This window comes from Micromonospora sp. NPDC049230 (genome assembly GCF_040647875.1).
GTDB lineage: Bacteria > Actinomycetota > Actinomycetes > Mycobacteriales > Micromonosporaceae > Micromonospora.
Window position 1 is genome coordinate 56,712 of record NZ_JBEZCZ010000001.1, and the last position, 19,509, is coordinate 76,220.

Annotated in this window: 16 protein-coding genes; 9 read left to right on the plus strand and 7 right to left on the minus strand. The window is 71.6% G+C overall.

Annotated features, from left to right (window positions below):
- Positions 1-5: 5 nt before the first annotated feature.
- Positions 6-764 carry a TetR/AcrR family transcriptional regulator gene (locus tag AB0A95_RS00260; protein ID WP_357553362.1) on the minus strand — a complete coding sequence of 253 codons (759 nt, stop codon included), beginning with the start codon at positions 762-764 and terminating at the stop codon, positions 6-8.
- A 111-nt stretch (positions 765-875) separates the two neighbouring features.
- Between AB0A95_RS00260 and AB0A95_RS00265 the strand changes: the two genes are divergently transcribed.
- Positions 876-2,075 carry a DUF418 domain-containing protein gene (locus AB0A95_RS00265; protein WP_357553363.1) on the plus strand — a complete coding sequence of 400 codons (1,200 nt, stop codon included), beginning with the start codon at positions 876-878 and terminating at the stop codon, positions 2,073-2,075.
- A gap of 233 nt (positions 2,076-2,308) precedes the next feature.
- Positions 2,309-2,863 (plus strand): hypothetical protein, encoded by a 555-nt coding sequence (locus AB0A95_RS00270; RefSeq protein WP_357553365.1) that lies wholly within the window; start codon positions 2,309-2,311, stop codon positions 2,861-2,863.
- Between the two features lie 115 nt (positions 2,864-2,978).
- On the opposite strand, the gene AB0A95_RS00275 is transcribed toward AB0A95_RS00270, so the two are convergent.
- Complete coding sequence (locus tag AB0A95_RS00275) at positions 2,979-4,397, minus strand: MFS transporter (protein ID WP_357553366.1); 1,419 nt, start codon at positions 4,395-4,397, stop codon at positions 2,979-2,981.
- Positions 4,398-4,482: 85 nt separating this feature from the next.
- Between AB0A95_RS00275 and AB0A95_RS00280 the strand changes: the two genes are divergently transcribed.
- Complete coding sequence (locus AB0A95_RS00280) at positions 4,483-5,448, plus strand: Lrp/AsnC family transcriptional regulator (protein WP_357553367.1); 966 nt, start codon at positions 4,483-4,485, stop codon at positions 5,446-5,448.
- Positions 5,449-5,546: 98 nt separating this feature from the next.
- Here AB0A95_RS00280 and AB0A95_RS00285 read toward each other — a convergent pair whose 3' ends face one another.
- Positions 5,547-5,999: a hypothetical protein gene (locus AB0A95_RS00285; RefSeq protein WP_357553368.1), complete on the minus strand. Its 453-nt coding sequence runs from the start codon at positions 5,997-5,999 to the stop codon at positions 5,547-5,549.
- Positions 6,000-6,044: 45 nt separating this feature from the next.
- Positions 6,045-9,149, minus strand: coding sequence for a BTAD domain-containing putative transcriptional regulator (locus AB0A95_RS00290; RefSeq protein ID WP_357553370.1), 3,105 nt, complete (start codon positions 9,147-9,149; stop codon positions 6,045-6,047).
- Positions 9,150-9,337: 188 nt separating this feature from the next.
- Between AB0A95_RS00290 and AB0A95_RS00295 the strand changes: the two genes are divergently transcribed.
- Complete coding sequence (locus tag AB0A95_RS00295; protein ID WP_357553371.1) at positions 9,338-10,132, plus strand: hypothetical protein; 795 nt, start codon at positions 9,338-9,340, stop codon at positions 10,130-10,132.
- Between the two features lie 88 nt (positions 10,133-10,220).
- Positions 10,221-12,992, plus strand: a complete 2,772-nt coding sequence (locus tag AB0A95_RS00300; protein WP_357553655.1) for a BTAD domain-containing putative transcriptional regulator — start codon at positions 10,221-10,223, stop codon at positions 12,990-12,992.
- A 102-nt stretch (positions 12,993-13,094) separates the two neighbouring features.
- Here the strand turns inward: AB0A95_RS00300 and AB0A95_RS00305 are convergent, their stop codons facing one another.
- Complete coding sequence (locus tag AB0A95_RS00305; protein ID WP_357553373.1) at positions 13,095-14,081, minus strand: AraC family transcriptional regulator; 987 nt, start codon at positions 14,079-14,081, stop codon at positions 13,095-13,097.
- 435 nt (positions 14,082-14,516) lie between these two features.
- Between AB0A95_RS00305 and AB0A95_RS00310 the strand changes: the two genes are divergently transcribed.
- The 3 genes from AB0A95_RS00310 (at position 14,517) to AB0A95_RS00320 (ending at position 17,223) form a co-directional block, all read left to right on the plus strand.
- On the plus strand, positions 14,517-15,335 hold the full coding sequence (locus tag AB0A95_RS00310; RefSeq protein WP_357553374.1) for a hypothetical protein: 819 nt from the start codon (positions 14,517-14,519) through the stop codon (positions 15,333-15,335).
- Complete coding sequence (locus tag AB0A95_RS00315; protein ID WP_357553376.1) at positions 15,332-15,730, plus strand: lasso peptide biosynthesis protein; 399 nt, start codon at positions 15,332-15,334, stop codon at positions 15,728-15,730. The genes AB0A95_RS00310 and AB0A95_RS00315 overlap by 4 nt, the downstream gene beginning before the upstream one ends.
- A 596-nt stretch (positions 15,731-16,326) precedes the next feature.
- Positions 16,327-17,223 carry a helix-turn-helix transcriptional regulator gene (locus tag AB0A95_RS00320; protein WP_357553378.1) on the plus strand — a complete coding sequence of 299 codons (897 nt, stop codon included), beginning with the start codon at positions 16,327-16,329 and terminating at the stop codon, positions 17,221-17,223.
- 76 nt (positions 17,224-17,299) lie between these two features.
- On the opposite strand, the gene AB0A95_RS00325 is transcribed toward AB0A95_RS00320, so the two are convergent.
- Complete coding sequence (locus tag AB0A95_RS00325) at positions 17,300-17,890, minus strand: DinB family protein (protein ID WP_357553379.1); 591 nt, start codon at positions 17,888-17,890, stop codon at positions 17,300-17,302.
- A gap of 138 nt (positions 17,891-18,028) precedes the next feature.
- Between AB0A95_RS00325 and AB0A95_RS00330 the strand changes: the two genes are divergently transcribed.
- The gene (locus AB0A95_RS00330; protein ID WP_357553380.1) at positions 18,029-18,520 is read left to right on the plus strand and encodes a YcxB family protein; all 492 of its coding nucleotides are present in this window, start codon (positions 18,029-18,031) and stop codon (positions 18,518-18,520) included.
- Between the two features lie 42 nt (positions 18,521-18,562).
- On the opposite strand, the gene AB0A95_RS00335 is transcribed toward AB0A95_RS00330, so the two are convergent.
- Positions 18,563-19,507, minus strand: a complete 945-nt coding sequence (locus AB0A95_RS00335) for a helix-turn-helix domain-containing protein (protein ID WP_357553381.1) — start codon at positions 19,505-19,507, stop codon at positions 18,563-18,565.
- Positions 19,508-19,509: the final 2 nt, after the last annotated feature.

Genomic DNA, 19,509 nt, shown 5'->3' on the forward strand with positions numbered 1-19,509 from the left:
TCTGGTCAGGAGTCGGAGCGCTCGATCCGGACGGCGATGCCGTCGAGGATCAGCTCCAGCCCGAGGGTGAAGTCCGCGTCGGCGATTGTCGCGTCGGGAGTGTCCGACGGTGGTGCCTCGAACAGCGTCGAGGAGAACAGGCGGGCCATCTCGGGGAAGCGGGCGGGGTCGACGAGCCGCGCCAGCGCCCGGCCGTATTCGCGTTCGGCGTCGGCCTGACCCTGGCCCGGGGGCCTGCCCTCGGAGAGTTCGCTGTACTGCCGTACCGACTGGACCACGTATCCGCTGATCAGGGACAGGGCGCCGATCTTGTGCGCCCAGTCCAGGTGGGTGCGGGACATGATCGCCAGCGCGGTCTCCATCCAGGCGATCTGGTTCGGCCCGGCGGGCGGCCCGGAGATGGGTACGCGGGTCAGCCAGGGTCGACGCTGGTGGACCGCGCGCAGCGCGAATGCCCAACCGCGCAGCCCCTCCCGCCAGTCGCCGCCGTCGATCGTCGGCGGTAGGCCCAGTGCGGCGTTCGCCATGAGGGTGAGCAGTTCGTCCTTGGACCCGACGTGCCGGTAGAGCGACATGCTCGTGAAGCCGAGACTCTCGGCGACCTTGGGGAGCGTGACGCCGGCCAACCCGTCGCGGTCGGCGATCGTGACCGCTGCGGCGACGATCACGTTGACGTCGAGGGTCGCGGGTCGTCCGAGACGCGACGACTCTGGCATTCCCCACAGCCGGCGCAGCGGCGCCGGGACGAAGTCCTCGCTGGTCATGGGCTCCCACGTTCGCCCGGACAGATACCCGACCCATCATGCCAGATCTATTAGTTTGCCCGTGATACTTTCTCCATGAAACTAAAATCGGGACAGCGGGGAGAGATGACCATGGGTACTGACACCGCTTCGCGGACATCGAGAGGGCCGGTGCTGCGCACCGAACGCGCCCTCGCGCCGGACCTGGCGCGGGGAGCGATGCTGCTGATCATCGCGCTGGCCAACGTCGCCGGGGTCGTCTTCGCCGGCGAGCCCGGCCTCGACGCCACACCCGAGGGCGTCGACAGCGGCCTCAACCTCCTGCTCTTCGACCTCGTCCATGCCCGCGGCTACCCGGTCTTCGCCGTGATGTTCGGCTACGGGCTCGTCCAGCTCGCCCGCCGCCAGAACGCCTCCGGTGCCACGCCCCAGCAGGTCCGTTCCGTGCTGCTGCGCCGTAACCTCTGGCTCGTCGTGTTCGGGTTCGCGCACGCCGCACTGCTCTACTACGGCGACTTCCTCGGCGCGTACGGCATCGTCGGGATCGCGATGACCCTGCTGCTCCTGCGTCGCGGCGACAGGGTCCACCGGATCGCGCTGGTGCTCTGGGCGCTGGCGGCGGTCGAGGTGCTGGCCCTCGGCGTCATCGTGGTCATCACCATCCTCGGCGGCACCGGCGGGTCGGCACCGCTGCCGTCGACACACGTCGACTCCCTCGCCGCGACCGACTACGCCACGGCGATGCTGGACCGCCTCGGGGAATGGCCGGCGCACACCCTGACCGTCCTGCCCTTCATCATGATCGCCTGGCTGGGCATGTGGGCCGCTCGCCGCCGCGTCCTCGAAGAGCCGGCCCGCCACCGCACCCTGCTCACCTGGACCGCCATCCTCGGCCTCGGCACGGCCATCGTCGGAGGACTCCCGGCCGCTCTGCTCAGCGCCGGATGGCTGCGTGTCGACGAGTCGACAGCCGGTCTGACGCTGCTGCTCCACGGCGCCAGCGGCATGTTCGCCGGCCCCGGCTATGTGGCCGTCTTCGGCCTGATCGCCATGCGGGCCACCCGATCCGGCCCGGTCGTCGGCGCACTCTCCGCCCTGGGCCAGCGCTCCCTGTCCGGGTACCTCACGCAGTCCGTGGCCTGGCTCCTCCTCCTGGCACCCTTCACGCTCGCCCTCGGCGACCGTTTCGGCAGCCCCACGGTGACCGGCCTGGTCATCGCGGTGGCCGTGTGGCTCGCCACCGTCCTGATCGCCCGTGAGCTGGGCCGGCGCGGACGCCCCGGCCCCGCCGAGTTCGTCCTCCGCCGCCTGACCTACCGGCCACGCACGTAAGGGAGGCCGGGTCGGCCGGTGGGCGTCCGTCGGACGCCAGGTCGAGCTGGGGTACGGCGTTGACGGCGACGGTCAACGCCGTACCCCTCCGGCCCGTGTCGGCGATCCGCCCGGCCGACCTCGACAGTGCGCCCGGCGCGCACCGGGCGGTCTACCCACCGTGGACCTTTCGGGGCTGAGTCAGGACGGGTAACTTGCCACACCAGCGCCAGAAATCACGTGGGGAGCACACCGTGACCGACCCTTACCAAGCCCAGCCGCCCTACCAGCAGGGCGGTCCGGCGTACCCGCCGCAGCAGTCTCAGCCCCACCCGATCGGGCAGCAGGAACCCTGGGCAGGTGCACCCGACCTCCCGCCGTCGCCGCCGCCGGCCACCCCACGCGCAAAGCCGCTGCTGATCGCCGGCCTCGCACTCGTCGCCGTCCTGATGGTCGCGGCCAGCGGATATGCCGTGTACGACGGGTTCATCAAGGAGGATTCCGGGGTTGCCGCGTGCAAGGCGATGGCCGCGGGCAAGAACCCCGACGGCACCAACACGAACCCCGGCGACGGCAAGCTCACCGAAGCCGAGTACCGCAAGACCCGCGAGCTGTTCGAAGACTCCCGGCACGAGGACATCCGCAAGCACGGCACCGCGCTGATCGACATCGCCTGGCAGATGACCCAGCTGCCGGAGGGGCAGAGGGAAAGGGCGCTCGGGTTCATCGCGCCGCTGGGGGCCGCGGTGGCGGGTTTCCAGAGGGCATGCGCCGACCAGGGTGTGACCGTCAACCTCAACGACAACTAGCGCCGCAACGGAAGTAGGCGAATCGAGCTGCGGTCCCGCAGCCGCAGGGCGGCGTACGGTAGCCCTCTTGAGCAGCGTCACACTCGGTGCGCCGCACGCCCGGGGACGAGCGGCTTTATCGATGGGCCGAAGGTTCCGCCGGTACCAGGGTCGGTGCCGCGACCGGCGCGGCGGCGTGCTTGCGGACCAGGACGAGCACCAGGATCCCGCCGGCCAGGGCGGTTCCGGAGGCGATCAGCAGGGTCGCGTTCAGTCCGTCAGCGAACCCGGCCGGCGAGCCGTGCCCGTCGGCGATCCGGTTGGTGAAGACGGTCCCGAAGACCGCGACGCCGAACGCGAGCCCGAGCTGGCGGAACGTGTTGAGCGCCCCGGCGGCCATCCCGCTGCGCTCGCGTGGCACTTCGGCCATCACCGCCGAGGCGTTAGTGGGCAGCACGCAGCCGACGCCGAGACCGGCCACGATCAGTCCGGGGATCATTGTCGCACCGGTGCTGTCCGTGTCGATCCTGGCCTGTAGCAGGTTACCGACGGCGATCAGGAGCAGGCCGAGGCCGACGGTCCAGCGCGGGGCGATCCGCTGTAGGAACCGGCCGGCGGACGCGCCGACGACCAGGGCGGCGGCGGCCATCGGGAGGGCGCCGTACAGGCCGGCGTCGACGGGGCCATTGCCGAGTACCTGCTGCAACCAGATCATGCTGAACGGCAGGTAGCTGAACGCGGCGGCCTGGGCGAGGAACGCGGCGACGATCAGCACGGTGAACGGCGCCCGGCGGAACAGGGTCAGGTCGAGCATCGGGTGCTCCGAGCGGGTTTCGGCGAAGAGGAACAGGACCAGGGCGAGCAGGCCGGCGGCGAACGCGGCCAGGGTTACGCCGTCGGTCCAGCCGGCGTCACCGGCGCGGATCAGACCGTACGTCAGGGCGGCCGCCGCCATGGTGAAGGTGATCGTGCCGGGCAGGTCGAAGCGGCCACCCCGCGGCGCCCGGGACTCGCTCACCCCGCGGATCGTGAACCAGACCGCGACCAGGCAGATCGGCAGGTTGATCAGGAATACCCAGCGCCAACTGAAGTGCTCGGTGAGCAGGCCGCCCGCGAGCGGGCCGGCCGCGGCGGCGACGCCGTTGACCGCGCCCCAGATGCCGAACGCGACACCCCGGTCGTGGCCGTGGTAGGTGACGTTGAGCAGGGCGGCGGTGCAGGCGAACATGGCCGCGCCGCCGAAGCCCTGCAGGATTCGGCCGGCGATCAGGGCCTGCTCGTTCGGGGCGACCGCGCAGAGCAGCGAGGAGATCGCGAAGATGCCGATGCCGCTCAGGTAGGTGCGGCGGCGGCCGAACCGGTCGGCGAGCGATCCGGCGCCGAGCACCAGGGCGGCCAGGGACAGGGCGTACCCGTCGATGACCCACTGGAGGTCGGTGTAGTCCGCGTGGAAGTCGTCGGAGATCGCCGGTAGGGCGACGATGACGATGAGGACGTCCACCAGCAGGAGGAAGGTGCCGAGGCAGACGGCGATCAGTGGTGACCATTTGCGCATGCATCGCAGGATGCCGGTACCAGCACAATTATCGCTAGTCCGAGTCGTGGTTCCTGCGGATCTCGACGTTCGGTAGGATTATGCGGTGGAAATCGACGATCTGGACCGGCAGGTGACGCACGCCCTGCGGATCAACGGCCGGGCCGGGTACCGGGAGATCGGCACAGTGCTCGGCGTCTCCGACCAGACGGTCGCCCGGCGCTACCGTCGGTTGCGCGCCGAGGCGGGGCTGCGGGTGGTCGGCATGCCCAACCCCATCGAGCTGGGGTACGAGACCTGGATGATCCGCCTGCGCGCCGCCCCGGACTCGGCGGCGCAGATCGCTGGCGCATTGGCCCGCCGCCCGGATACCGGCTGGGTGTCGATCACCTCGGGTGGTACGGAGATTGTCTGCAACGTGCGGGTGCCGGCCTCGGTCGACCGGGGGACCCTGCTGCTACAGAAGCTGCCCCGGACCCCGCGGGTGACCTCGGTCAGCGCGCACTGCGTGGTTCACCAGTTCGTCGGCGGGGCGGTCGGCCCGGATCTTCGTGACGACGCGCTGACCGCCGAGCAGATCGCCGCGCTGACCCCGGTCTGGGCGGCGCCGGGCGGTGGCCGGTCGGCGGCGCACCTCACCTCCGCGGACGCGCCGCTGCTGGAGGCGCTCGCCTGGGACGGGCGGCTCAGTTACGCGGAGCTGGCGGCCTCCACCGGCTGGCCGGAGTCGAGCGCCCGCCGCCGGGTGCAGGAGCTGTTCGAGTCCGGGTCGCTCTACACCGACGTGGAGGTCGAGCCGGAGCTGTACGGGTTCCGGGCCCCGGTCCTGCTCTGGCTGGCGGTGAGTCCGTCCCGGCTGGCGGCGGTCGGTGCGGCGCTTCGCGAGCACGAGGAGATCGTCTTCGCGGCGGCCACCACTGGGCCGACGAACGTGCAGGCCTTGGTGCTCTGCCGGGACATGCCGGAGTTCTACCGGTACCTGACCGAGAAGCTGAGCTCGCTGGACGGTGTGGAGCGGATCGAGTCGGAACCGCTGCTCCGAAACGTCAAGCAGCTCGGCACGGTGCGTTGACATTCGGTGCCGGCGGAACCGTCACCCACGAGTCCGCAGCCGGTGCGGGAGCCGCGCCTACCGCCCCGGGGTGGTGACACCACCTGGCCGGGTCGGCCTCAGCCGATGTTCAGCAACAACACCTGGTCATCGGCGAGTTCGGCGATGCTGTCGCGCAACACCCTCAGCGTGTCCAGACCGGCCGCGCCGCTCTCCTCGAAGTCCACCCCCATCTCTTCGAAGTGGGCGACCAGATCCTCCTCGCGGTGCGCGCCGGGATCGAGCTGATCCACCAACCGCGGGGCCGCGGTGATGAGCGTGGTGAAGCCGTACACGCTGTTGATGACCTCGGACTCGGCATTGAACTCCGGCTGATCCAGGTCGATGCCGCGCTCGTCCAGATAGGTCAGGACGTACAGCATGCAGTACCCGGACCAGTCGTACGTCTGCCGCGCCTCGCGCCCGTGTTCCGCCAGGTACGAGTGGAGCGACGACGGCGATGTGCGGGCCAGGCGGGCCAGCTCGGTGATGCTGTCCCTGGGCACCAGGGTCAAGGACGCGATCGCGGACACCACACTCTCCCTCGTACTACTCTTTCGGCCGGTCTGCCGGGCAGGCTACGGGGAGCCAGTGACAACCCGTTGGGCATCGGCTGACGGCAGTACGGACGACCGGCCGGGCGTGCCAAGGTCGCCACGCGCCCGGGCCGCTACGCCGATCGCCGACATCGCCTCCACGTACCGTCGGTACGCCTGGGCGGCCTCGCCGTGCCGGCCCGCGGCCGTCAGTGTCCGGATGAACTCGCCGTGCACGCCCTCGTCGTGGGGCTCCAGCTCCAGAGCACGGCCGAGGTGGCGGATGGCCTCGTCGATCTCGCCCACGTCGTGTGCCAGTGCGGCCAGCTTGCGGACGACCCGCAGGTAGACCCGACGGGCCTCGTCGCGGGTCGGGCGGGACCAGTCGTCGTACGGCTCGTCCTCCAGGAAGTCGCCCCGGTAGCGGTGTTCGGCGAGGAGGAGCGTGGCGCGGGCGTCATCGGTGGCACAGTGCTCGGCCAGGCGGAGGCCGTGTGCGGCCTCGGCGAGGAACTCCTCGACGTCCAGCTCCACGTGCTCGACGTCGAGCGCCAGGCTGGGGTGTGCGGCGATGATGAAGTGGTCCGTCGACGTGCGGCGTTCCGGATCGAGGACACCGCGCAGGGTGGACAGGGCCACGGACAGCCGGTGGCTGACCCGGTCCGGGTCCTGGGCGGGCCAGAGCATCTCGCCGAGCTGCTCGCGGGGCACCGCGCGACCGCGCCGGGCGGCGAGGATCCGGAGCAGGTCCCGTGCCTTGCGGGACTGCCAGGCGTTGGCCAGCACCGGGGAGCCGTCCACGTGCACCTCGAAGCGTCCGAGGGTGCGGACGGTGACCTGTGCGACGCAGCGCGGGCGCTGCCGGTCGAGCGTCGGCAGCGGTACGCCGGCGCCGGTCAGCCGCTCGGCGGCGAGCTGGGCGTCGACGCGTTCCTGGGGATCCGCCCCGGGCAACCGGCCGAGCAGCACCGCGAGTCGGTCCGCGGCCACGGCGGACCTGATGTCGCGCAGGGTCGCCGCCGCCTCCCGCCAGGCGTGGCGAGTGTCGTCGGAGTCGACGGCGGCGGCCCCGCGCAGCTCCAACGCCTCGGCGAGCGCCGCACGGTCGCGGTGCAGCCGGGCGGCGGTGGACGCCAGCAGCGCCACCTCGGCGGCTCGCTGGTGGTCGCCGGTCTCCAGCGCCACCCAGCCGAGCGCGAGTCGGGCGATCGCCGAGTCCGGGCCACGTTCCAGCTCGACGGCGCGTTGCGCCAGGGCGTTCGCCGTGGCGCCGTCCTCGGCGGCCAGCACCCGGGCCAGTCCGGCGAGCGCCGGCACCTGGATCTGGTGGTCGTTGACGGGTTCGCTGGCGCGCAGCGCCTCTTCGTACGCCGCGCGGGCCAGGGCCGTCCGGCCCCGCAGCGCGTGGACGTCGCCGATCCCCACCAGGGGGTACGCCACCTTGCGGGAACCCATGCGCTGGAGGAGCGGCACGGCGCGTTCGTAGCACGCGATTGCCTCGGTGAGCTGACCGAGGTGAAAGTAGGCCGAGCCCTCGTTGCAGAGCGCCAGCGCGAGCATCGCGGCGTGCCCGTTGCTCTGGGCCAACTCCACTGCGGGTCGCACCTCGGCCAGCGCTTCGAGGTAACGGCCCTCACCGACCAGGGCGGACGCGCGGTTGGCGCGGATGCGGGTCACCTGGACGGTGTCGCGCGCCGCCTCGGCGGCCCGCAGCGCCTTCTCGTGATGCTCGTCGGCCGCCGGTCGGTCACCGCGCAGCTTGGCGTCGAGGGCCAGCGCGGTGTGCGCGGCGGCGAGTGCGGCGTCGCCGCCGACGGCCGCCGCCGTCGAGAGGGCCCGTTCGGCGTTGCGCCGGCACGCCTCGGCGTCCCCGGTCGTCCACTGTGCCGAGGCGGTCCAGGCGAGCAGTCGGGCGTTGTCGGTGGACGGGTGCGGGTCGAGCACACCGCGCTGGAAGACCTCCAGAGCGACCTGCGGTTCGCCGCGTAGGTAGTGCACGAGGCCGTACTGCCAGGCGAGCCCCGCGGTGAGGTACTTCTGATGATCGCCCAGCGCGGCGTACACGGCGAGTGCGGCGTCGAAGTCGCCGCGCAGTTGGAGCGCCTCCCCGTAGAGCAGCCGCAGACCGTCGGACCGGGCGTGCCCGGGTAGGGACTGGAAGGTGTCGACGACGGTCTCGGCACCACCCGAGGCGAGCAACTCCGCGCCGTGGTGGGCGAGGACCAGCGCCGCGGCCTCGGCGACACCTGATTTCTGGTACGACCGCAGGGCCGCCACGGGGTGGCCGTGCGCGGCGTACCACGCCGCCGCTCTCGCGTGCAGGTGTTCGGCGGCCGTGGGGTCCAACGGAAACTGGCGGCGGGCGACGCTGGCGACGACCGGCACCATCCGGTACGCGCACCCACCCGCGCTCGCCGGGACGAGAACGCCGACGCGGGCCAGTTGGTCGAGCCGGTGAACCCGGTGCCCGAGGACACTGGTCAGGTCGGGGTGGATCGGGTCGAGGTGCGCCGTGTCGCGCAGCAGTCGGCGGACTTCGGGCGGCAGCTCCGCGAACACCTCACGCACCAGATAGGACTCCAGCGGTGACCCCGGCTCGGCCGGGTCGCCCCCGATCGTGCCGGTGGCGGCGGCCGCCCGCGCGGCAAGGGTGACGAGCGCCGGCCAGCCACCGGTCGCGGCGTGGATCCGGGTCGCGACCGCCGGGTCGGTGCGGCCGTGGTCGGCGGCGAGTACGGCCGCCACCTGGTCGGGCGAGAGCCGCAGATCCGTCGGCCCGTGCTCGGCGAGCAGCCCCGACTGCCGGTGGGGCAGTGGTGGCGGGTGGCGGGTCACCAGGACGACCCTGAGCTGTGGGGGAAGCCGTTCCAGGGTGTCCAGCAGGGTCTGTAGCCGGCGGCGGGAGAGTCGCGGAACGTCGTCGAGGACGAGCCAACCCGGTGCGCCGTCGGGCAGGTCGATCGTGGCACCGAGGGTGGCGAGCCACTCCGGCCCGGCCGTCGCCAGAGCGGCCACGTCCGACCCGTCGCACCACCGCACCGGGCGGTCGCCCAGCCAACCCCGCACGGCGGTGGTCTTGCCGTAACCGGCCGCGGCGACCACGACGGTGCACCACCGGCTCCACACTCGATCCGTCGTGGCGTTCATCGTCTCATTGGGCGCTGCGCCGGTAGCCGTGCGTACGCGAGCGTCGCCGTTACGACACCGAAACCCGGCGCGTTTGACGCCACCTTGACGACGCTCTGAACCTCGCCTCGCAGGCTGTCCCGGCAAGCGACGCAGAGGCACGAACCGTTCGGGTCCGTGTCTCGCAATCGATCGGATGAGGAGTTGTGATGGCAAGAGTGCTGTCGGGACGCGCACTGCTCGCGGTGCTTGTCGCCCTGCCGACGCTGACCGCGTGGAACGCCGCGCCGGCCAGCGCCGCCGGGGCGGCAAACCCCGGGGTGTACGCCGACGAGCCAGTGGACCGCGACGTCGAGTTGGCGCGGCTGGGCTACCGCAACGGGGTGCGGGTGGTGTTCTCCCGCAACGAGCTGTCCGGCGACTGGGGTCTTCGTCAGGACGGCGAGATGGGCCGCAACGCACCCCTGGCGTACGACGACAAGCAGAGCATGTTGCAGACGTACCTGAGCATCACGCCCAGGTCGGTGCCGGTGCCTCGGGTGCTGCTGTCGGAGCCGCCGGCCGGCACGCCGACCCCGCCGGAGCTGGCCTACCGGACCATCGTGGCGTCGCCGGTCGTCGCCGACGACCTCGCGGCGCCGACGTCCAGCGCGATGTCCGCCACGGCCGTGAGGACGTGCTGGGACCTGTACTGGGACCCGTACAACTGGGCGGAGCTGCCCGGATACCCGAATCCGGCATCGGTGTGGCACCCGGCGAAGACGTACTACTCGTCCGACTTCGGTGGGATGAAGATGTACTCCTACAGCTACCTCGCCAACTGCGGCGGCGACGCCCGGCACCGGATCTACTACAAGGCGGCAGGTGACTACTACAAGCAGCACGACTACGAGGTGGCGTACGCCCACTGGCAGGCGGTCAAGAAGGGTTCGGTGCACCGCTACCGCAAGGTGCACTACGACGGCAACTCGGGGGACACCCGCAACGGCAAGTTCGTTGGCTGACGGCGGGCTCTGTCGTCGGTCGTGTCCAGTGCCCGACGAACAGAGCAAGGTCCCCGGGCTGCGCAACTAGCCTGATTTGGTGATCTCGATGGTCGGCACGGGGGTGCGGGTCAGGCTGCTCGGGCCGGTGGAGGTGGTCGTCGCCGGCAGGCCGCAGGCGGTCAACGGCGTGCGACGCAAGGCGGTGCTGGCGACGCTGGCGCTGCACGCGGGCCGGGTGGTGAGCGTCGACCGGCTCATCGACGTGGTCTGGGGCGAGCACCCACCGGCCACCGTAGCCAACACGTTGCAGCGCCACGTCTCCTACCTGCGCGGAGTGCTCGGCGAGCCCGGTTCGATAGTGGCCCGTCAGCCCGGTTACGTGCTCGACACCGGGCCGGAGTCCACAGATGTCCAGGCCGCCGAGCACCTCCTCGAACTGGCCCGCCGGTCGTCGGACCGCAACGAGCGGGTGGCTCACCTGACGGCCGCGGTGGCGCTGTGGCGTGGACCGCCGTTGGCCGACGTGGCCGGGTCCGCCTGGCTCGAAGAGCAGGCCGACCACCTGGCCAGCCTGCGGTTGGAGGCCGAACGGGCGCTCGCCGAGGCCCGGCTGTCGGTCGGCGAGCACGCTCGGCTCGTCCCCGGGTTGGAACGGCTCGTCCGGCAACACCCCCTCGACGAGCACCTGCACGCGCAGCTGATGCTCGCCCTGTACCGCGACGGCCGGCAGGGCGAGGCGGTCGCCACGTACCGGCGGCTGCGCGACACCCTGCGGGAAACCCTCGGCATCGACCCGAGTCCGCGGCTACGGGATCTGGAGTGCGCCATCCTGCGCCAGGACAGCGCGATCGCCGCACCCGCGCCGGTGACGGCGGCACCGACGCCGGTGGCGGCGCAGCTGCCTCCCCCCGTACCGACGTTCGGGGGGCGCGCGGCGGAGCTGGTCGCCCTCGACGCGCTGATCGACAGGGGCGGCGCCGTGGTGGTGTCCGGAACCGCGGGCGTCGGCAAGACCGCGCTCGCCGTGCACTGGGCGCACCGCGCGGCCGAACGCTTCCCGGACGGGCAGCTCTACGTCAACCTCCGCGGCTTCGACCCGGGGGCCGCACCCACCGAGCCGGCGCGAGCGTTGCACGGCTTCCTGGAGGCGCTCGGCGTGCCGGCGGCACGGATGCCGAGCGAAGAGACCCTGATGGTGAGCCTGTACCGCACGACGGTGGCCGGCAAGCGCCTGCTGGTCGTACTGGACAACGCGCGCGACGCGGAACAGGTCCGGCCGCTGCTGCCCGGCTCACCCGACTGCCTCACCATCGTCACCAGCCGCGACCAGCTCATCCCGCTCGTCGTCACCGAAAGCGCCCAACCGGTGTTCCTCGACCTGCTGAGCCCCGGCGAGGCCCGCGACATGCTGGTCCGCCGGCTGGGGGAGCACCAGGTCGCCGCAGACCCCGCCGCGGCCGACACCATCGCCGACAGGTGCGCGCGGTTGCCCATCGCCCTGGCCGTCGTCGCGGCCAGAGCCGCCACCAACCAGCACTTCCCGCTGGCCACCCTCGCCGCCGAGCTGGGCGATCTGGACGCCTTCCACGGGGGCGACGAGACCACCGACGTGCGGGCGGTCTTCTCCTGGTCGTGCCGGACACTGAGCCCTCCGGCGTTGCGGCTGTTCCGGCTGTTGAGCCTGCACCCCGGCCCGGACGTCGCCGTCCCGGCCGTGGCCAGCCTGGCCGGTCTCACCCCGCCGGTGAGCGCCGCGCTGCTGACCGAGTTGACCCGGGCGAGCCTGCTCACCGAGCACACCCACCGGCGCTTCGCGTTCCACGACCTGCTGCGCGCGTACGCCGCCGGCCTCGCCGACGAGGCCGAGCCACCGGCCGACCGACGTGCCGCCGTGCACCGGCTGCTCGACCACTGCCTGCACACCGCACACGCCGCCGACCTCGCCCTGCACCCGCACTTCAGCCAGGTCAGCCTCGCGCCACCACTGGCGGACGTGACACCGGAGAGCCCCCGGAGCAGGGCGGTCGCCACTGCGTGGTTCACCGCCGAGCTTCCCGTCCTGCTCGCCGCCGTACCGCTGGCGGCACGGTCCGGGTTCGAGGGACACGCCTGGCGGCTCGCCTGGACCATGGCCGGTTTCCTGCACCGGCAGGGGCACTGGCAGGACTGGCTCGGCACGCAGCGCATCGCGTTGGCCGCCGCGTCCCGCATCGGCGACCAGACCGGGCAGGGCCACGCGCACCGCAGCCTCGGTCTGGCCTGCTCCCGGCTGCGCGAGCACGACGAGGCCGACGACCACCTGCGGCGCGCGCTCGACCTGTTCACCGACGTCGGCGACGACGACGGGCTGGCCCACACCTTTCTCAACAGTGGTCAGTTGGCCGAGCGGCGGGGGCAGCACCACCAGGCGCTCGACAATTCCCGGCGGGCACTGACCCTGTTCCGGCGGACCGGCAACCGGGCCGGGCAGGGGTACACCCTCAACGCTGTCGGTTGGCAGCAGGCGCTGCTCGGCGACCACCACAGTGCCCTCGCGTCGTGCGGCGAGGCACTGCGGATGTTGCAGGAGGTGGACGATGTCCAGGGGCAGGCCGACACCTGGGACAGCCTCGGTCACGCCCATCACCAGCTCGGCGACGACCGGCGGGCGATCGCCTGCTACGAGCACGCGCTCGACCTCTTCACCCAGGTCAACGACCGGTACGCCGAGGCGAGCACGTACGTCAACCTCGGTGGCAGCCACCGGGCCCTCGCCGATCTCGGTGCCACCCGTGCCGCGTGGCGCCGGGCACTTGCCATCCTCGACGAGCTCGGCGATGCCGACGCCGACTCGATCCGCGCCGACCTGGCACAGCTCGACGCCAGTCGACTTCCCTGACGTACCCGCTGGGAGTGCTTCCTGTCGCGTCGGAGCACCGACGAGATCGACCTGCCCGGCGACACCACTGTGGCGGGCCGACGGCGGCCTTCACCGGCCGGATCAGGTGTGCAGGGTGTCGGTGGGCGACTGGCCGTGCACCGCCCGATAGTCCGCGGCGAGGCGGCCCAGGTGCGGGTAACCCCAGCGGTGTGCGACAGCGTCCACTGTGCCCCCCTGGGTCGGATCGGCCTTGAGCAGGTCCCGGTGGGCCCGGTCCAGCCGCGTCCGCCGTAGGTACGCCATCGGCGTGGTGCCCAACTGGCGACGAAACGCCGCCTGTAGGGCGCGAGGCGTCACCCGGGCGGCGTCGGCGATCTGGGTGACGGTGATCGGCTCGTCGGCGTGCGTCTCGATGAACGACACGGCACGGCGGACCGGGCCGGCGGGTGAGGGGACCGCCTCGATCCGGTGCGGCGCCGTCATGGCGGAGTTCGGAAAGACGGCGAGGGCGGCCGAGGTGACCTGGTCGATCGCGGCACCGACCACGAGCGGGCTGCGCAGCGGCTCCGACGGCCCGTTGAAGAGGTCGTAGAGATGAGTGGTGGTGCTGTGCCAGAACTGACCCATCTCCCGGGAGATCGGCGTGATCGCCTCGAATCGAAAGTCGACCGGAGCGATGCCCGTCCGCTCGGTGGCGGCCTCGGCCACGGTGCGCGGGTCCAGGGTGACGCCGTGGATGTCGAAATCCCGGCAGATGTTGGTGAACGGGCGGCCGGTCGGGTTCAGGAGGACCTCGCCGGGGCCTGTCCGCGTCTCGTCGCGGCCATCCCGTGTCTCGACCTGCCCGTGCAGCACCGAGAGGAAGATCAGGTCGGTCAGCGGCTCGAGGAAATGACCCTCGATGTCCGCGCCGCACCGCAACCGACTCACCAGGACCGGGCCCGCCTGCACCGACTCCTGCTGGTAGGTGAACTGCCCGGTGACGTCGTGCGACCGAAGCTCGATCCCCACGCACTCCTGGCTGATCACGTCGTGCGCTCCCGAGACCTCGCGGGTCTCGTACCTGCGCCAGATGGGCGGACCCGCCGCCACAGCGTCATGCGGCATGCCGGCTCCTCATTGCCAAGCTGGAGGACCGTCAGACGCGTCTGCTTGGCGACGCACGGATGGGCGAAGAGCTGGAAATGTGAAGACGGTTCGTTGTCCTCAACGACGCCGAACTCCCGTCGACATGGGTAGAAACCTACCCGCTTCGGCGGACGATGGGGATCGTGCTGTCCGCAATGCGCACGAGGCAGGCCAGATGACGTAGACCAGGGGCCGCCGAAAATGGCCGCGACGGCTCGGACATGGTAGTCCCGAGAGGGCGGATTTCCCGCCGCTCACCAGGCCATATCGCAGGCACCCGCCGGGCGGACGGCGCCGATCGTCCCGGACGGCCGAAACGCCGCGCCGAACACGCTCCGAACCGGACCAGGCGCCGGGCGGGTGGTCGCACCCGGGTGTCGGCCACGCGCGCGAGCGACACCAGGAGATCCACCCATGAGAACCGCCTACGGGCTGCGCATCGAGGGCCTCGACGAGGTCGTCGAACTGGACGCCGACACCTGCCCACCCGTGGGGGGCCGGCCGGTGACCGTACGGCAGCGGCACGTCGTCCCGCCGCCGCCCGCGCCGTTGAACGCCGACCGGATGGTCCGGATACTCGCCGACGGCCGCACCCTCGACGTGCACCGGGCCAACGGCAGCGCCACCTTCTACGGGCCGCCGCTCGCCGCGGACCTGCTCGCCCACCCGTACCTCGCCCCGGTGGCCGTGGTGGTCAACCGTTGGGCCGAACGGGAGACCTTCCACGCCGGGGCGTTCGTCCACGCGGGACGGGCGTGGGTGGTGCTCGGTGGTCGTACCGCCGGCAAGAGCACGCTGCTCGCGGCGCTCGCCGCCCGGGACGTGCCGGTGCTGGCCGACGACATCGTGGTCTGTGCCGCCGGCGACGTGCTCGCCGGCCCACGCTGCGTCGACCTGCGAGAGCCGATCCCCGGTTTCGGGTCGCCCACCCGGGTGGTCCGCGACGGCAGTCGGCTTCGGCTCACCCTGCCCGCCGTCACGCCTCGCCTGCCGATCGGCGGTTGGATCTTCCTGCACTGGGGCGACCGGGTCGCGGTGACCCCGGTCGGCCCGGCCGAGTTGCTGGCCCGCCTCGTCGCTCGCCGATCCCTGCCCGAGCTGTCCTCCGACCCGGGCGCGCTGCTCGCGCTCGCCGCCCGGCCGGGCTTCGACCTGACCCGTCCCCGCGACTGGGCGGCCCTCGACGCCACCCACCGACTGCTCGGCGCCGCGCTCACCGGATCGCTGCCGTGACGGCCGGCCTCGGCGCGCTGGCCCGGCTGCTCCGCCGTCACGGACCACGTGGTCTCGCAGTGGCGGCCTGGACGATGCTGGCCTGTCGGCGAGTACGTCGCCAGCTCGCCCGAGGCGGGCTGGGCGCGGTACGCCTCACCGCGCCCCCATCCGGCGGCACCGACACGTTGGTCCGGCGGGCGCTGGGCCGCAGCGGTGGCAACTGCCTGGAGAGCGCGCTGGTACGGCAGCGCTGGTTCGCCGAGCGGGGGGTGCCGCGGACAGTGGTGATCGGGGTCAGCGCGCCGGCTGGCGGTTTCCACGCCCACGCCTGGCTCGACGGTGACCCCGACCCGCACCGGCACGGGTTGGCCGAGATCCTGCGGCATCCGGTCCCGTCGGCCTGGCTGCGCTGACCGTTGCGCACCTGGCCGGAACGTCAGGGCGGGACCGGCCGACCGGGGTCGCTTCGTCGCGGACCCCGATCGGCCGGCCGATCGGGCCGACCCGGGGTGAGTGGCTCGGACAGGCTGGGGTGGGGAGCGGGGATCAGGGGCTACCGCGCCGGCTGAAGTGTCGACAAGCCGACAATTTCGTCCCACGAAACGGGTAACCATTTTGACATAGTCATGCAGCTCGCTCCGGAGACCGCCTCGATGCAGCCCGGGGACGCAGGATCGAACTCGATTGTTGCGTAGCAGCGAACCATCACGCGACCTGTCATTCGTGAAATGGCCAGTTTTATGCCGGAACCGGATCGACTTGTCGATTCGGCTTGTCGCGGCCCGGGAGGATGCGGCGACAGCTGTCTGGAAGTCTGCGAGAGGCCGTTGCGAACCACCCCGAAGCGCGTTCAAACAGATCGGGCTGGATTGACGGCCGACGGAGGTGACGGCCCATGCCGTGGGCGGGGAATCATGACGGGCAGGAGCCTGTCAGCCGAGACGTCGTCGAGACTGACGACCCAGAAGAAGCGCACCACGTAATCTCACTCACGTACGGACAACACCGCGTGCGGATCTCCGGTCCACCCGCTCGATTCCGCTACCGGCAGGCGACGCTGCGCGTCGAAGACCTGGAGATCGGTGAGAGCCGGTACACAATGCGCAACCGCGCCGAGTCGTTGCCCTATCGCGACTTCACCGCTGTGACGGTGGCCGGCGGTCGGTACGCCGTCCGTACCAACGACGAGGAGTTGCGCCTCGGCCCCAACATGACAGGTCGATACCCGGAGGTGGGAGCGGTCCACCTCGTCGACGACCTGACGGCCGCCTCCGTCCGGCTGCCGATGCAACGGGTCGCGGCGGCGGCCTCCGCCCGCACCGGCCTACCCATCGCGAACTTCCACTTCACCACGATGACACCCCTGTCACCGGCAATGGCCCTGCTCTGGCAGTCGGTGACGGCGTTCGCCCGACGACAACTCGCCGTCAACGCGGTGGCCGCCAGTCCGCTGGCCCGCGCCGGCCTGGTGGACCTGTTGGCGACCACCGCCGTCGCGGTCTTCCCGAACACCACGATGACCATCAACTACCTGCCCGGACAGGCGGGTGTCGGCCGCGCGATCGTGCGCCGGGCCGCCGAGTTCATCGAGGCCCATGCCGCGGCACCGTTGACAGTGGGCCGGATAGCCGAAGCCTGCGAGGTCAGCCAACGCGCGTTACAGGTCGCGTTCCAGCGTTACCACGGGCAGACCCCGATGGCGTTCCTGCGGACCGTCCGATTACGCCAGGCACACTGGGACCTGCAACACGCCAAGCCGGGGCAGACCGTGGCGGAGACGGCGCGACGCTGGGGCTGGACCCATCCCGGGCGCTTCGCCCAGGCGTACCGCGAGGCCTACGGCTGCCATCCCTACGACACCCTGCGCGCCACCGGAGCATCGACGTCGCTGGAGCAGAGCCAGTGACGAACGCCGGCCGACCGGCCGGGACGCCGAGCGGGGCCGCATGGTGCCGGCGCGACACGGTGACGGACCCGGTCGGCTACCCGAACCGGTCGGCGAGCTTCGTCAGCTTGCGCACGTACGCCGGCCAGTCGTAGCCGTCGGGGATGTTGCTGTTGTCCCGCCGCCAACCGATCGCCCCGTCGTGCTGCTCGCGCATGATGTCGGCGTGACCGGCATGGCGGGCGAGGTCACCTGTCACATGGATGATGATCCGCTGCAACGTCACGTCCTGACTGCCCGGCCGCCACCACGGCACCCGCCCCGGCGCGTCGAGGGGGAGCGTGTCGATCGTCTCGTCGGCGAAGGCCCCCACCCGGCGATACAGATCGATCAGCCCGTCCTTCGTCTCGTCCTCGGTGGCGTACCAGTCGGCCTGCGGGTCCTCGTCGAACGCGTGCTCGGGGACCAACTCCTCAGGCGTCGGGAACTCGCGCCCGAACGTGGGCCCGAAGTAGCCGGCCTCGACATTGAGGCAGTGCTTGACGACCCCCAGGATGTTGGTGCCGGTCGCGGTCCGGGGCAACCTGGCCTCGCGTTCGCTGAGCCCGTCGAGCTTCCAGATCAGGTCGTCGCGGGTCACCCGGAGATAGTGGTGCAGCGCGGTCTTCGCATCACCCAGATCAGCCATGCCCGCCAGTCTCGCCCAACCGACCGACAAACGTGCGGCGGTCGCACCGGCAGCCGGTGCCGGGAGGTCCCCGGCGGTCCGGCCGGCGGGCGCGGGTCAGGCGCTGCCCGGGGGTGGGCGGGGCACTATCGTTCTGGCGTGCACATCCATTTCGACGTCCCCGCCGATCCCGCCTACCCGGGCCAGGTGGCCGCCGCGCTCAGCCGTGTGCGCCTGCGCAGGTACGGCTACATCGGCGCGGTGCTGGTGGCGGTGGGGGCGATCGGTCTCGCCGTCTCGCGCGGGTCCGACCGGGCCGAGCAGATCTCGCCGCTGTGCCTGGCGATGGTCGTGGCCGGTCTGCTGTCGATGCTGTATTCGCCCTGGGTGCGGTGGCGTGCCCGGCGCCGGTCCAGCGGCTACGCGGTCGAGGGCGCCTACGACATCACCGACGACAACATCATGATGCGCAGTGGCACGCAGTCCAGCGGCATCGCCTGGGACGGGGTCGCCCAGGTGAAGGACACCGCCGACTTCTGGATCGTGTTCGTCGGCCGGATGCCGGCGACAGTCATCCCACGCCGCCTGATGTCCCCCGAGGACGCCGAGACGCTGCGGGCGTACCTGGTCAAACGGGGTCTGCTCCAGTGACCCGCCGGCACGCCCTCGGCCCGGAGCGGGTCCGCGGCTGCGTCAGGGGGTGAAGGCCCGGCGGTAGGCGGTGGGTGTGGTGGCGAAGGCTCGCCGGAAGTGGGCCCGGAGGTTGGTGGCGGTGCCCAACCCCGTCCGTCTGGCGACGTCGTCGATGGTGCTGTCGTCGCTTTCGAGCAACCCGCAGGCGGCGCGCAGGCGTTGCTCGGTCAGCCATGCCTGCGGGCTCATCCCGAACCGGTGCCGGAAGTTGCGATGCAGGGTGCGGGTGGACTGAAGACCCGCTCGGGCAAGATCCGCGACGGTGATCGGCAGGTGCAGGTTGGCGGTGGCCCAGGTGGTGACGGCGGCCAGCTCGGCGTCCTCCCCGCTCGCCTGGGCGGGGACGAACTGCGCCTGGCCGCCCGCCCGGTGCAGCGGTGTGACCATGAGACGGGCGCGTTCGATGGCCACGTCCTGGCCGTGGTCCCGGCCCACCAGATAGAGGCACAGGTCAAGGCCCGCCGCGAGGCCGGCGCTGGTCAGCACCTGCCCTTCGTCGACGTACAGCGCGTTCGCGTCCACTCTGACGTCTGGATGTTCGCGGGCCAGCGCCTCGGCGTGCATCCAGTGGGTGGTGGCCCGCCGACCATCGAGCAGCCCGGACTGGGCCAGTGCGAACGCGCCGGTGCAGATAGACGCGATGCGGGCACCACGCCGGTAGGCGGCACGCAGGGCGTCGAGTGCCGGGGCCGGTGCCGGTCCCCTGCGGAAACCGGGAACGAGCACGGTGTCGGCGTGGGCGAGGGCGTCGATCGTGGCATCGACGGTCAGGGCCAGCCCGGCGGTGGTGGTGGGGACCGCGCCGCCGTCCGGCGAGCAGACGGTGGTCGTGTAACGGCCCTGGCCCTCGTGACCGAAGACGTGTGTCGCGATGGTCAGGTCGAAGGCGACGACGGGTGGCAGGGCCAGCACGGCGACCCGGTGCGTGGCTGATTGCTTGTGCACAG

Excerpts from the sequence above, each read along its gene's own strand:
- AB0A95_RS00290 (WP_357553370.1), bottom strand. The coding sequence starts at position 9,149 with ATGAACGCCACGACGGATCGAGTGTGGAGCCGGTGGTGCACCGTCGTG.
- AB0A95_RS00305 (WP_357553373.1), bottom strand. The coding sequence starts at position 14,081 with ATGCCGCATGACGCTGTGGCGGCGGGTCCGCCCATCTGGCGCAGGTAC.
- AB0A95_RS00325 (WP_357553379.1), bottom strand. The coding sequence starts at position 17,890 with ATGGCTGATCTGGGTGATGCGAAGACCGCGCTGCACCACTATCTCCGG.
- AB0A95_RS00275 (WP_357553366.1), bottom strand. The coding sequence starts at position 4,397 with ATGCGCAAATGGTCACCACTGATCGCCGTCTGCCTCGGCACCTTCCTC.
- AB0A95_RS00260 (WP_357553362.1), bottom strand. The coding sequence starts at position 764 with ATGACCAGCGAGGACTTCGTCCCGGCGCCGCTGCGCCGGCTGTGGGGA.
- AB0A95_RS00310 (WP_357553374.1), top strand. The coding sequence starts at position 14,517 with ATGAGAACCGCCTACGGGCTGCGCATCGAGGGCCTCGACGAGGTCGTC.
- AB0A95_RS00295 (WP_357553371.1), top strand. The coding sequence starts at position 9,338 with ATGGCAAGAGTGCTGTCGGGACGCGCACTGCTCGCGGTGCTTGTCGCC.
- AB0A95_RS00300 (WP_357553655.1), top strand. The coding sequence starts at position 10,221 with ATGGTCGGCACGGGGGTGCGGGTCAGGCTGCTCGGGCCGGTGGAGGTG.
- AB0A95_RS00265 (WP_357553363.1), top strand. The coding sequence starts at position 876 with ATGGGTACTGACACCGCTTCGCGGACATCGAGAGGGCCGGTGCTGCGC.